This window comes from Actinorectispora metalli (assembly GCF_056323685.1).
The window spans coordinates 516,701-529,764 of record NZ_JBREYE010000001.1 but is presented as its reverse complement, the minus strand read 5'-3'; the positions used below and the strand labels follow the sequence as shown (position 1 = coordinate 529,764).

At 69.9% G+C, this 13,064-nt stretch carries 12 protein-coding genes; 3 read left to right on the top strand and 9 right to left on the bottom strand.

All coding sequences use genetic code 11. From position 1 onward, the window contains the following. Window positions 1-38 precede the first annotated feature (38 nt). From ACU6XJ_RS02470 to ACU6XJ_RS02455, 4 genes are all read right to left on the bottom strand, one after another. Window positions 39-509 (bottom strand): hotdog fold domain-containing protein, encoded by a 471-nt coding sequence (locus tag ACU6XJ_RS02470; RefSeq protein WP_476306415.1) that lies wholly within the window; start codon window positions 507-509, stop codon window positions 39-41. A gap of 82 nt (window positions 510-591) precedes the next feature. Beyond that, on the bottom strand, window positions 592-1,593 hold the full coding sequence (gene lipA, locus ACU6XJ_RS02465; RefSeq protein WP_476306412.1) for a lipoyl synthase: 1,002 nt from the start codon (window positions 1,591-1,593) through the stop codon (window positions 592-594). A 140-nt stretch (window positions 1,594-1,733) separates the two neighbouring features. Continuing rightward, a complete protein-coding gene (locus ACU6XJ_RS02460) occupies window positions 1,734-2,660 on the bottom strand; it encodes an oxidoreductase (RefSeq protein ID WP_476306410.1) in 927 nt (308 codons plus the stop codon). A 38-nt stretch (window positions 2,661-2,698) separates the two neighbouring features. Continuing rightward, window positions 2,699-3,175, bottom strand: a complete 477-nt coding sequence (locus ACU6XJ_RS02455) for a hypothetical protein (protein WP_476306408.1) — start codon at window positions 3,173-3,175, stop codon at window positions 2,699-2,701. 114 nt (window positions 3,176-3,289) lie between these two features. Here ACU6XJ_RS02455 and ACU6XJ_RS02450 point away from each other — a divergent pair, with 114 nt between their 5' ends. Beyond that, the gene (locus ACU6XJ_RS02450) at window positions 3,290-3,976 is read left to right on the top strand and encodes a TetR/AcrR family transcriptional regulator (protein WP_476306406.1); all 687 of its coding nucleotides are present in this window, start codon (window positions 3,290-3,292) and stop codon (window positions 3,974-3,976) included. 304 nt (window positions 3,977-4,280) lie between these two features. Here the strand turns inward: ACU6XJ_RS02450 and lipB are convergent, their stop codons facing one another. The 4 genes from lipB to lpdA form a co-directional block, all read right to left on the bottom strand. Next, window positions 4,281-5,024: a lipoyl(octanoyl) transferase LipB gene (gene lipB, locus ACU6XJ_RS02445; protein WP_476306404.1), complete on the bottom strand. Its 744-nt coding sequence runs from the start codon at window positions 5,022-5,024 to the stop codon at window positions 4,281-4,283. A 193-nt stretch (window positions 5,025-5,217) separates the two neighbouring features. Beyond that, on the bottom strand, window positions 5,218-6,102 hold the full coding sequence (locus ACU6XJ_RS02440; RefSeq protein WP_476306402.1) for a TIGR01777 family oxidoreductase: 885 nt from the start codon (window positions 6,100-6,102) through the stop codon (window positions 5,218-5,220). A gap of 82 nt (window positions 6,103-6,184) precedes the next feature. Next, the gene (gene sucB / locus ACU6XJ_RS02435) at window positions 6,185-7,978 is read right to left on the bottom strand and encodes a 2-oxoglutarate dehydrogenase, E2 component, dihydrolipoamide succinyltransferase (protein WP_476306399.1); all 1,794 of its coding nucleotides are present in this window, start codon (window positions 7,976-7,978) and stop codon (window positions 6,185-6,187) included. Between the two features lie 49 nt (window positions 7,979-8,027). Then, entirely contained in the window at window positions 8,028-9,398 is a 1,371-nt protein-coding gene (lpdA, locus tag ACU6XJ_RS02430) for a dihydrolipoyl dehydrogenase (RefSeq protein WP_476306396.1), read from the bottom strand. 214 nt (window positions 9,399-9,612) lie between these two features. Between lpdA and ACU6XJ_RS02425 the strand changes: the two genes are divergently transcribed. Continuing rightward, a complete protein-coding gene (locus tag ACU6XJ_RS02425) occupies window positions 9,613-9,945 on the top strand; it encodes an oxidoreductase (RefSeq protein WP_476306394.1) in 333 nt (110 codons plus the stop codon). 95 nt (window positions 9,946-10,040) lie between these two features. Here ACU6XJ_RS02425 and ACU6XJ_RS02420 read toward each other — a convergent pair whose 3' ends face one another. Then, window positions 10,041-11,531: a leucyl aminopeptidase gene (locus tag ACU6XJ_RS02420; protein ID WP_476313772.1), complete on the bottom strand. Its 1,491-nt coding sequence runs from the start codon at window positions 11,529-11,531 to the stop codon at window positions 10,041-10,043. A 299-nt stretch (window positions 11,532-11,830) separates the two neighbouring features. Here ACU6XJ_RS02420 and ACU6XJ_RS02415 point away from each other — a divergent pair, with 299 nt between their 5' ends. Next, window positions 11,831-13,051, top strand: coding sequence for an APC family permease (locus ACU6XJ_RS02415; protein WP_476306393.1), 1,221 nt, complete (start codon window positions 11,831-11,833; stop codon window positions 13,049-13,051). The last annotated feature ends 13 nt before the right edge of the window (window positions 13,052-13,064 follow it).

Sequence of the window (13,064 nt, the reverse complement as noted above, 5' to 3'; positions counted from 1 at the left end):
CCGCCTCGCGCCTACGCGACGGCTACCCGAGCGTTCGGTCAGGGCTTCTTGGGCTTGTCGCTGACCCAGATGGTGATGGTGCCCTCGGTGACCACGGTGCCGTCGGTGCGTTCGGCGCGGACCCGGACCGGCACCTCGCCGCCCTCGGCCCAGTCCGCCGGGTCGGTCTCGGCGACGCAGACGAGGTCCGAGCTGGCCTTGGCGGTGTAGTTGACCTGCATGGACTTGGGGATCCAGCGCTTGCCCTGCGGGGTGGTGGCCTCGGCCAGCCCGCCCATGGCGGCCTCCAACCCGTTGCAGACCGCGATGGCGTGCACGGTGCCGATGTGGTTGTGCACCGACCAGCGCTTGGGCAGCTTCAGCTCGCAGTAGTGCGGCCGGAGTTCGGTGAAGTACGGCCGCACGGTGCGGAAGTAGGGCGCCTTCAGCGAGAAGACCACCGAGAACAGCCTGCGCCCGATCACCGGGACCTTCAACGCCCGTTCGTACAGTTCGACGACCTGGGACATCCGCGCACCTCCGCCTATGTTACTTAGCGGTAGCTTAGCAGCCGGGTGCGCGAAAATGGACTCCCTTGACGACGGGAAGTCACTACCGGGCGAGCAGCGCCGAGGCTTCCTGCGCGGCGGGGCCCGACTCGGTGAGATGGGCCAGGTTGGCGGGCAGTTCCTCGCCGCGCTTGCGGACGGTCTGGGCGTAGAGCTTGCCCGCGCGGTAGGAGGAACGCACCAGCGGACCGGCCATCACACCCGAGAAGCCCAGGTCCTCGGCGGTCCGGGTGTGCTCGATGAACTCCTCCGGCTTGACCCACCGCTCCACCGGGTGGTGCCGCTTGCTCGGCCGCAGGTACTGGGTGATCGTGATGATCTCGCAGCCCGCCCCGTGCAGGTCGGCCAGCGCCTCGCTGACCTCCTCCGGCGTCTCGCCCATGCCCAGGATCAGGTTCGACTTGGTGACCAGGCCGAACTCGCGGGCACGGGTGATGACCTCCAGCGAGCGCTCGTATCGGAAGCCGGGCCGGATGCGGCGGAAGATCCGCGGCACGGTCTCCAGGTTGTGCGCCAACACCTCCGGCCGGGACTCGAACACCTCGGCCAACTGCGCGGGGTCGGCGTTGAAGTCCGGGATCAGCAGTTCGACGCCGGTGCCGGGGTTGAGCGCGTGGATCTGGCGGACCGTCTCGGCGTAGAGCCAGGCCCCGCCGTCGGGCAGGTCGTCCCTGGCGACGCCGGTGACTGTGGAGTAGCGCAGGCCCATGGCCTGCACCGACTCGGCGACCCGGCGCGGTTCGTCGCGGTCGAGGGCGGCGGGCTTGCCGGTGTCGATCTGGCAGAAGTCGCAGCGCCGGGTGCACTGCTCCCCGCCGATGAGGAAGGTGGCCTCACGGTCTTCCCAGCACTCATAGATGTTGGGGCAGCCCGCTTCCTCGCAGACCGTGTGCAGGCCTTCCCGCCGGACCAGGCTTTTCAGCTCGGTGAACTCCGGCCCCATCTTGGCCCTGGTCTTGATCCACGAAGGCTTCTTCTCGATCGGGGTCTCGCTGTTGCGAGCCTCCAACCGGAGCAGCTTGCGTCCCTCAGGTGCGACGGTCACCGCTCCACCTTACGCCTTCACCATCCACAACCGAGCATTCACTCGTCGGTAACGCCTCGCGCCGCTACTTCTCCGGTCCAGCGGCCCAAACCCTGGAATAACCGGTGTCACTTCGCGGTTTGGGTGCCGAACCCACGGGCTCAGGCGGGGTCGGGGTTGGTACCGGTGAGTTCGGCGGTGAGCAGCCAGAGGCGGCGGGCCAGGTCGAGGTTGTAGGCGGCACTGCGGGCACGAACCCGTTTGGGGGCGCCGAACAGTTCGCCGGGGCCGCTCGGGCCCCAGAAGTCGCCGCCCCGGACGTCGGGCATGGTCGCCGCGTAGAGCTGCGGCAGGCTGCCTTGCTCCACCGACTGGGTGCCGAAGACGTTGAACGCCTTGACTGCGGCGAGCAGCACGCGACCATGCGCGCGGCCCATCGTGGTGCCGAGTTCGGTCTCGGTCGAACCGGGATGGGCCGCGACGCTGGTCACGCTGGTGCCGGTCTGCTTCAGCTTGCGGTCCAGCTCGAAGGCGAACAGCAGGTTGGCCAGTTTGGACTGGGCATATGCCGTCCACGCTCGGTACGCGCGGTGCTCGAAGTTCAGATCGGTGATATCGAAGCCCGGACTGCGGTGCGCGATGCTGGAGATCGTCACCACCCGTCCGGCGGGCGAGTTGCGCAGCGCGGGCATCAGTCGCCAGGTCAACGCCGCGTGGCCGAGGTGGTTCGTGGCCAGCTGCAGCTCGGCGCCCCCCTCGGTGCGCTGCAGCGGCGGGCCCATCACGCCGGCGTTGTTGATCAGGACATCCAGGCGGTCTCCGGTGCGCTCCCTGACCTGCGCGGCGGCTTCGTCCACCGCGGAGTCGTCGGCGAGGTCGAGCCGCACCAACTCCGCGTCGCCGCCGCTGGCCAGCACCTTCTCCAGTGCCTGGGTTCCCCGCTCTGTGGAGCGGCAGGCCAGCAGCACCCGCGCGCCCCTCTCGGCCAGGGTGGTAGCGCAGGCGAGCCCGAGACCCGAGTTCGCGCCCGTGATCAGAACCGTGCGGCCCGACTGGTCGGGCGCGTCGTTCGCGGTCCACTTCGCCATGCGCTATGCCTACCCGTCGGTCATCAGCCGCGCCAGGGTCAGGCGCGGGCCATCCGGTCCGCGTCCACCCTGCTCGGCATGCGCAGCAGGCCGAGGAATGCCTTGCCGACGCGGTCGATCTCCGCCGGGCTTTCGAACGGCGTGACCAGGCCCGCGGCCAGCGCGAGGAAGCGGCCCTCGCGGGTGATGGCCTCGGCCAGCGACTCGTCGTCGGTGTCGGTGTTGGCGTCCAGCACGGTGCGCAGCACCCACTGGTCCCTGGCCAGCGCGCGCCAGGCCGCGGAGACAGCCTCGACGGTGTCGTCGGTGGCGTCCTCCAGTGCGACGCCGACCATGCCGGTCAGCTGCTGCATCCACTTGTACTGCAGAGCGAGCAGGAGTCCGGCCGGAGTCTTGAAGTGCTCGGCGGCACCGGGAATCTCATCGAAGGGGAGAGACCCCGCGGGATTCCGGGCGGCGCGGCTCAGTACGGCCTGGGTGATCTCACGACGCTGGTAGAAGTCGGTCCAACCCATCGCTCGCCTCCTTTCTTGTGTCGGCGGTCATACCCGTGGTGTGGGCCATACCGCCGGTATGTACCTACGAGTGAAGCATACCGCGAGTACGTACTTTGGGTATGGCTTAGTCTTGTGAGCGTGGTGACAACACGCCCAAGGCGGCTGGAGTACTCGGAAAGCACCAGAAAAGCGCTGGTGGCGAGTGCTATCGAGCTCTTCACGAAGAAGGGCTATGCCGGTACCTCCCTTGACGAGGTGGCCAATAAGGCTCGGGTGACCAAGGGCGCGCTCTACCACCACTTCGGTGGCAAGCAAGCTCTGTTCGAGGCCGCTTTCGACGCCGTGGAAACCGATGTCGTAGAGAAGCTCTCAAAGATTGTTTCCGCGGGTGAGAACGCTCTCGAAACGGTGCGTAACGCCCTCCGGGCCTACCTGAAGGTCTGCCTGGACCCCTCGTACCAGCGCATCGTGGTCCATGAGGCGCCGGTGGTGATGGGCTGGGAGCGTTGGCGCGAGGCCGAGAACCATTTCACCTACGGTCTGGTGCGCCAGACGATCGAGAGCCTGGCGACCTCCGGATTGATGGAGGAGCTCCCCGCCGAGCCGCTGACCAGGATCTTCTTCGGCTCCCTCTCGGCAGGCGCGGCGGCGATCGCCGAGGCCTCCGATCCGAAGAAGATGAGCGCCGAGGTCGGTCTGATCCTCGAAACGGTGCTCGACGGGCTGTGCCGCGGCGCTGCGGACGCTCCGGATGAGGCGGACGACGACGAGGATCGCTCGCGCCGCCCATCCCGCCACCGGTCCCGCCGCCGACGCTGAGCGATCAGCGTCGCCGGGGCCCCGACCAGCGCCGGTACAAGTGGTTGTCACGTTTGGTACGTGGTGGCTACGGATGGGGCGGGTCGTCCTCACGGCCGATGCCGCACAAGTCACAAGCCTGACTCCCGACACGCCCGCGGACGGGCGATCTTGCGCAGTCCGGTGCGTGCCGCGACCTCACAGGCACGCACTCACGTGAGTGCGGTGATCCGCCGGGTTACGCCCCAGGAGGTCATGGTGTCGCCGCGCGGGGACGTGATGTCGCCCTGCGGCGTCATGACGCGGTTCTGGCGAGCCGGCTTGTTCAGCGAGCAGGCGCCAGGTCGAAGGTGATGCCGGGGGCCGTGGTGGGCGTGGGCCGGGGGATGTCGCGGGTGGCTACCGGGAGGGTGCCGTCGATGGCCGCGAGCATGGCGCGTTCGGCGATCGGGATGACCTCGGCGACAGTGACGTCGCGGCCCAGTTCCTGGGTGAGGGAGGTGACGCCCGCGTCGGCGATGCCGCAGGGGATGATCTTGTCCCAGACCGCGGGGTCGGCGTTGCAGTTGATCTCGAAGCCGTGCATGGTGATGCCGCGCTGGACGCGGAGCCCGATGGCGGCGATCTTGCGTTCCCGGCGGGTGTCGTCGGCGGGCAGCCAGACGCCGCTGCGGCCCTCGACGCGGCCGGTGCCGGTCACGCCGAGTTCGTCGCAGATCTGCATGAGGGCCTGTTCGAGGCGGCGCACGAAGTCGACAACGTCGATCGGGTCCAGCTTGACGATGGGGTAGCCGGTGAGCTGACCGGGCCCGTGCCAGGTGATCTTGCCGCCGCGGTCGACGTCGATGACCGGCGTGCCGTCCTGCGGGCGGTCCTCGGGCGAGGTGCGCTTGCCCGCGGTGTAGACGGAGTGGTGCTCCAGCAGGAACAGCGTGTCCGGCGCGGTGCCCTCGGCGCGGGCGGCGACCTGCCTGCGCTGGAGTTCCCAGGCTTCCAGGTAGTCGATCATCCCGAGGTGGCGGATCACGACCGGCTCGGCTGACTCACGACACGACGTCTCAAGGCTCACGCCACGACTTTACCCGCGCCCCACCACGCCGTTACCTGCGGCGACACAGTCACGCCGCACCAAGCACAGCCCCCGCCCGCCCGGGGGGCGACCCCTGGTCAACCCTATCGGCGAGTTTCGGTCGGCGCTTGCGATTTCGCGGGAGCTGTGGATAAGCGGGGCGGTTGTGGATAACTCGCCGTGGAATGGGGTGTCAGGTCGCGGCGGACAGTGCGGTGTCGATGGTGGGGTGGGTGAAGGTGAAGCCCGCCGATGTCAGGGCCGCGGGGGTCACCCGCTGGCCCGCCAAGACGCCTTCCTCGGCGAGTTCACCCAGCGCCAGCTTCAACGCGAAGCCGGGGACCACCCACGGTGCGGGGCGGTGGACGGCTCGCCCGAGCGCCGCGGTGAACTCGGCGTTGGTGACCGGATTGGGGGCGGTGAGGTTGACCGGGCCGCTGATCGCCGGGGTCTCCATGGCGAAGCGGATCGCGGCCACCTCGTCGGACTCGGCGATCCAGGACATGTACTGCCTGCCGCTGCCGAGCCTGCCGCCCAAGGCGAAGCGGAACAGGGGGCGCAGCGGGCCGAGCAGGCCGCCGCGACGGGAAAGGACCAGGCCGCTGCGGGTGTGCACCACCCGGGCGCCCGCGGCGCGGGCCGGGTCGGCCGCTTCTTCCCAGCCTCGGACCAGGTCGGCGGCGAAGCCCTCGCCCGCGGGGGCGGTCTCGTCGACGACGCGCTCGCCGGTATCGCCGTAGTAGCCGATCGCCGAGGCGTTGACCAGGGTGGGGATGCCGCGTTCTGCCACGGCTTCGGCGAGCACCTCGGTGGGGGTGATGCGGGAGTCCCAGAGTTCCTGCTTGCGGGCCGCCGACCACCGCTTGTCGGCGATGCCGGTGCCGCACAGGTTGATCACGGCCTCGACGCCGTCCAAGGCACCGTCGTCCAGGGTGCCCGCGGGCGGGTCCCAGCCGCGCTGGTCGGGGGCGCTGGGGCGGCGGCGGACCAGGCGCAGCACCTCGTGCCCGTGCCCCCGCAACTCCTCGATCAGCGCCGATCCGATCAGGCCGGAGGAACCGGCAATGACGACTCGCATGCCTTGATCCTGCCGCACGACACCGGCCCACGCAGCCGAACGGCCGCCCACCACGAGGTGGACGGCCGTCGACGGGGAATGGCTACAGGCCGAGGTCGGCCTCGAAAGCGCCCTCTTCCAGGCGCTGCTTGATCGTGGTGAGGAAGCGGCCCGCGTCCGCACCGTCGACCAGGCGGTGGTCGTAGGTCAGCGACAGGTAGACCATCGACCGCACCGCGATGGTGTCGCCGTCCTCGCCGCTGATCACCACCGGACGCTTCACGACCGCGCCGACGCCCAGGATGCCCACCTGCGGCTGCAGGATGATCGGGGTGTCGGACAGGGCGCCGCCGCTGCCCAGGTTGGTCAGCGAGAAGGTGCCGCCCGCCAACTCGTCGGGCGTGACCTTGTTGGCCCGCACCCGCGCCGCCAGGTCGGCGATCTTGTGCGCGAGACCGGCCAGGTTCAGGTCGCCCGCGTTGTGGATCACCGCGTTGAGCAGGCCGCGCTCGGTGTCGATCGCGATGCCCAGGTGCTCGGCACCGTGGTAGGTGACCTCCTTGGCCTCCTCGTTGATCGACGCGTTGAGCTTCGGGTGCTGCTTGAGCGCCTCGACGGTGGCCTTGGCGAAGAACGGCAGGAAGGTCAGCTTCGCGCCCTCACGGGCCTCGAAGCTCTTCTTCGCCTGCTGCCGCAGCCGCGCGATCTTGGTGACGTCCACCTCGAACAGCTGGGTGAGCTGCGCGGAGGCCTGGAGCGACTCGCGGGTCCGCTGCGCGACGATCTGCCGCAGCCGCGGCAGCTTCTCGGTGCGGCCGCGCAGCTCAGACGCCGGGGCGGCGGACCTGGCCGGTGCCGGTGCTCCGCCGGACTTGGCAGCGGGCGCAGGGACCGGCTCGGCGGCCTTGCGCTGCTCCTCCGCGGCCTTGGCGGCGTCCACCGCGGCCAGCACGTCCTGCTTGCGGATGCGACCGCCGACGCCGCTGCCGCGCAGCGAATTCAGGTCGATGCCGTGCTGCGAGGCCAGCTTGCGCACCAGCGGCGTCACGTACGGCGCCTCACCGTTGGTGGACTCCGCCTGCTCATCCTGCGCGGGCTCGGGGGCCTGCGGCTGCTGAGCGGGAGCCTGCGGTGCGGGCGCGGGGGCCTGCTGCGGCGGTGCCTGCTGCTGCGCGGGCTGCGGCTCCGGGGCGGGCGCCGGAGCGCTCTCCGCCGGGGCACTCTCCGCCGGGGCACTCTCCGCCGGGGCACTCTGCGCCGGGGCGCCGGAGCCGACGACGGCCAGCTGGGCGCCGACCTCGACGGTCTGGTCCTCGTTGACGCTGATCTCCAGCAGCGTGCCCGCAACCGGCGACGGGATCTCGGTGTCCACCTTGTCGGTGGAGACCTCCAGCAGCGGCTCGTCCACCGCCACCGAGTCGCCGACCTGCTTCAGCCAGCGGGTCACGGTGCCCTCGGTGACGCTCTCGCCGAGCACCGGCATGGTGATCGGGGTGCCATCACCACCCCCGCCCTGCTGAGGCCGCTCCTGCTGCTGCGGCTCGGGCTGGGCCTGCGCCTGCGGGGCGGGCTCCGGCTCGGCCTGCGGCTCCGGCTGCGGGTCGGGCGCGCTCTGCTGCTGCGGCTGTTCCTGCTGCGGCTGCTGAGCGGGCGCGCTGTCCCCGTCACCGATCACCGCGAGCTCGGCGCCGACCTCGACGGTCTCGTCCTCACTCACCACGATCCGCTGGAGGACGCCCGCGGCGGGCGAGGGGATCTCGGTGTCGACCTTGTCGGTGGACACCTCCAACAAGGGTTCGTCTTGCTCGACCCGGTCGCCCTCCTGCTTGAGCCACCGGGTCACGGTTCCCTCGGTGACGCTCTCGCCGAGTGCCGGCATCTGGACGGAGAAGGCCATCTCTCCCTGACTCCTCGTGCTTAGTGCTCGCTTGGCTTATCGGGCCGGGTCAGCCGTGCGCGTGCAGCGGCTTGCCTGCCAGGGCGAGATGGGCCTCGCCGAGAGCCTCGTTCTGGGTGGGGTGTGCGTGCACCAGCGGCGCCACGTCGTCCGCGTGTGCTTCCCAGTTGTAGATCAACTGGGCCTCGCCGATCAGTTCGCCGACCCGCGCGCCCACCATGTGCACGCCGACGACGGGACCGTCTGGGGACTTGACCAGCTTGATGGCGCCCTGGGTCTTGAGGATCTGGCTCTTGCCGTTGCCGCCGAGGTCGTAGACCAGCGTCTCGGCCGAGCCGAACTTCTCCTTGGCCGCGGCCTCGGTGAGGCCGACGGAGGCGACCTCGGGCTCGCAGTAGGTGACCCGCGGGATGCCCGCGTCCTCGATCATCCGGGGGCTCTGGCCCGCGAGCTTCTCCGCGAGGAAGATGCCCTGCTGGAAACCGCGGTGGGCGAGCTGAAGGCCCGGCACCAGGTCGCCGACGGCGTAGACGTTCGGCAGGTTGGTCTGGAGGTTCTCGTCCACCAGCACGAACCCGCGCTCCATCGTGACCCCGGCCTCGTCGTAGCCGTGGCCCGCGCTGTTCGGGCCGCGGCCGACCGCCACCAGCAGGAGGTCCGCCTCAAGCTGCTTGCCGTCCTCCAGGTCCACCGTGACGCTGTCGGCGGTCTGGGTGGCACCGGTGAACTTCACGCCGGTGGAGAACTTGATCCCGCGCTTGCGGAAGGCCCGCTCCAACTGCTTGGAGCAGAACTCGTCCTCGGCGGGCACCAGCCGCGGCAGCGCCTCGACGATGTGCACCTCGGCGCCGAAGGAGCGCCACACGCTGGCGAACTCCACGCCGATCACGCCACCACCCAGCACCACGACCTTGTTCGGCACGAAGTCAAGGTTCAGGGCCTGGTCACTGGTGATGACCCGGCCGGTGATCTCCAGGCCGGGCAGGCTGCGGGCGTAGGAGCCGGTGGCCAGCACCACGTTCTTGCCGGTGTAGCGGTCACCGTTCACCTCGACGGTGGTGCCACCGGCGAAGTGGCCGGTGCCCTCCACGTAGGTAATGCCGCGCGACTTCACCAGGCCCTGCAGGCCCTTGTAGAGCCTGCTGGTGACGCCGTCCTTGTAGGAGTTGACGCCCGCGATGTCGATGCCCTCGAGCGAGGACTTGACCCCGAACTGGTCGCCCTCGCGTGCGGAGTCGGCGACCTCGGCCGCGTGCAGCAGCGCCTTGGTCGGGATGCATCCGCGGTGCAGGCAGGTGCCGCCGAGCTTGTCCTTCTCCACCAGGACGACGGACAGGCCGAGCTGAGCGGCGCGTAGCGCGCACGCATACCCGCCCGAGCCGCCGCCAAGGATGATCAGGTCGGCGGAGGTGTCGGTCACGAGGTCTCCAGGCATCGTTGGCTGATCAGGTCTACTCGCCGATCCCCCAGGTTGCGATCGGCATCCGCCATCTTGTCACTTCTGGCCACGTGCGCGCGACGCGGGCTGTGTGGCGGGCGACGCAAGTGTTTCGAGGCGATATCCACTTCCTCTGGATCACGGCTGGATGTCGGTGAGGCCTGGCAACATCGGAGTAGGGACAGGGAGGTGCCGGATGGGCCTGTTAGACCGATTTCGACGCAAACGTCCTGGCACGCTGCGTGCGGCCAGTAGCGAGGACGCCACTCATCTGGAGAGCTGGACGGCCGAGCACCAGGGTGTGGAGGCCTACGTCGAGCCCAAGACCACGGTGACCGACACCACAGTAGTGTTGATCGCACACGACGGTGAGTGGACGCGTCGACGCATCTCCGACGTGGACGCCGCGTACCGGCTCGGCCGCAAGCTGCGCATTCCGGTGTACGAGGTGCAGCGGGTGGGCTACCCGAAGCGGATGCGCGACTACACCGAGCGGCAACGGCTGCTGCGCAAGCGGCAGGACGGCTGAGACCGGTCGAATGCGGGCAGCCCGGGGCACACAGGCGGGCATGAAAAAGGGCCGTGGGTGCCCGGTTGAAGCACCCACGACCCCGCCGGACGCGCTCAGCCGTTGGCCGAGATGTCCTCCAGCACCGCGATGAGCGTGCGGACCGGGACGCCGGTGCCGCCCTTGCCGGTGTAGCCCCACACCCCGGCGGTGTTGTACGCCGGTCCCGCGATGTCGATATGCGCCCACTGGACGTTCTCGGCGACGAACTCGCGGAGGAAGATGCCCGCGGCGAGCATGCCGCCGAAGCGGTGGCCGGTGATGTTGGCCAGGTCCGCCAGCTTCGAGTCCAGGTCGGGGCGAAGCTCGTCGGGCAGCGGCATCGGCCACGCGCCCTCGCCCGCGGCCTGGGACAGCGCGGCGATGCGGTCGCGGAACTCGTCGGTGCCCATCACGCCGGGCGTGCGCTTGCCGAGCGCGATGAGCTGCGCGCCGGTCAGGGTGGACGTCTCGATCAGGTAGTCGGGCTCGTCCTCGCAGGCCTTGGTGATGGCATCGGCCAGGATCAGGCGGCCCTCGGCGTCGGTGTTCTGCACCTCGACGGTCTTGCCGCCGTACATGGTCAGCACGTCACCTGGCCGGTAGGCGTCGCCGGAGGGCATGTTCTCCGCCATCGGCACGAACGCGTTGAGCTCCAGCGGCAGCTTCAGCTTCGCGGCCAGCACGGCGGTGGCCACCACGGCCGCGGCGCCGGACATGTCGGAGGTCATCTCCTCCATGTTGGCGGCGGGCTTGATGGAGATGCCGCCGGTGTCGAAGGTGATGCCCTTGCCGACGATGGCGACCTTCTTGGCCGCCTTGGGGCCCTTGTGCCGCAACACGACCAGCCGCGGCGGGCGCGCCGATCCCTGGCCGACGCCGAGGATGCCGCCGAAGCCGCCCTTGCGCAGCGCCTTGTCGTCGAGCACCTCGACGTCCATGCCCGCGTCCGCGGCGAGCTTCTGGGCGCGCTCGGCGAAGCTCGCCGGGTACAGGTCGTTGGGCGGGGTGTTGACGAAGTCGCGGGCGGTGATCACGGCCTCGGCGATCAGCGTGGAGTGCTTCAGCACCGCCTTGGCGTGCTTGTCCTTGGCGTCGGGCACCAGCAGTTCGATCTCGCCGACGGCGTCTTTGCCCTTGTCGGACTTGTACTCGGTGAAGGTGTAGCGGCCCAGCAGGGTGCCCTCCACCGCGGCGGCCAGGTCGAGGCCTGCCAGCACGGTCGCGGCCTTCGCCACGCCGCCCAGCGAGCGGGCGGCGGCACCGGAGGCGCGGCGCACCTGCTCGGCGGTGACCCCGCCGTCCTCATCGGCCGCGCCGAGACCGACGGCCACCACGAACTGCGCGCCCGCGGTGCGCGCAGGAAGCTTGGTGACCTCGTCGGCCTTCCCGGTCGCGCCGAGGACGGCGAGGGTCTCGGCCAGTCGGCCGTCGAAGGCCTCGTCGACGGACTCGGCGCCGGGCCCCAGTTCCGGTCCGTCGGATCCCTGGATCACCCCGATGATCAACGCGTCGGTGTTCACCTCCGTGGCGTCGGCGGTGACCAAGGAAAGCTTGGGTGCACTCACGTGCGGCTCCTCCTGCCAGTAGTGGTGCGCGGCAGTGTTGGACATCGAGCACCTTGCTCTTAGGTCGTAGCCGCGGAACTCCAAGACGTTCGGCATGCTAACCATGAGGCAGGTCCGACAATAGAACTCCCTGCTCAGAGAGTTACGCGCTATGACCTACTCGGATAGCCCCGGCCAGCTTATCGGCACTGCCCCGAGGTTTTCCCTACCGCGGGTATCGCGCGTCCGCGATGGTCGCGCAAAGAACCGATCGAATGCCGCCTGACATGGCGGCCAGGGGATGCGGGACCATGTCCGGCGTGACTTCTCCGCTGCGGACGCGGCGGGACGGGATGACGGGCGCGCTGACACTGGGCTTGGGCTCGATGTTCGGGGTCGGCCTGCTCGGCGCCTTCGCCCCGGCCGCCGCCATGGCGGGCAGATTCCTGCTGCCCGCGTTGGCCGTCGCCGCCCTCCTGGTGCTGTGCACCGCCTTCTCCACAGCCGACCAGTCCCGCGCCTTGCCGGGACCGGGCGGCGGGTACCGCTACGTCCGAGGGCAGTTCGGTTCCTTTCCCGGCCGGATGACCGGGGTGGCGGCACTGTTCTCCCGCGCCGCCGCGATCGCCGCCGCGGCGGGCGTGTTCGCCGCCTACGTGGTGCCGACGGCCAAGACCGCGGCCGCGTTGATCCTCATCCTGGGGCTCACCGCGCTGTCCTCGGTGAACTTCCGCGTCGGACGCTGGGGTGCGATCGTGGTGACCATCGCGGGCGCCGCGGTGATCGGCGGGGTGGCGCTGATCGGGTTCGTCATCGAACCCGCCCAGGCGACGTTCGCCGAACCGCGGTCCGGCGACAACGCACTGGGGATCACCGGCGCCGCCGCGGCGCTCGTCTTCGTCTTCGCCGGGTTCGAGCAGCTCACCGCCCCGCACACCGGCGAACAACGCCGGGTCTACGGCAGGCTGAAGTACACCGTGCCCGCGTTGATCGTGGTGGCGCTGCTGGCCTACGGAGTGTTCGCCGCCGCCCTGCTCCGCCAGTTGGGTCCGACCCGGCTGGGCCTGTCGCCCGCCGCGGTGCGGGACATGCTGGCCGCCGCCGACGGGAGTCCGCTGCTGCCCGCGCTGGGCGGTGTCGTGGTGCTGCTGTGCTGCTCGGCGATCCTGCTTCAGCTGCACGGCTTCCGCCGGACGGCGCTGGCGATGGCGGACTTCCGCGACCTGCCGGTGCGGCTGACCGCGGTGCCCGCCACGGCGGACGGCATCGCCGCGGCGATCGCGGCGGCGATCGTGCTGCTGGCGGATGTGCCTTCGGCGATCATGCTGTCCGCGGGCTGCCTGCTCGTCTACTGCGCCTTCACCAACGCCGCCGCGCGGCTGCTGCCCGACGACGACCGCACCTGGTGGGTCCGCACCGCCTGCTTCGGACTCGGCCTGAGTGTGTTGCTGCTGGTCAGCCTGCCCGTGATGGTCATCGGCAGCACGATCGCGATCGTGCTCGGGGGTTCGATGTTTGTGACATTATTGGCGGGCCGGTGAGCCGAGGTACGGT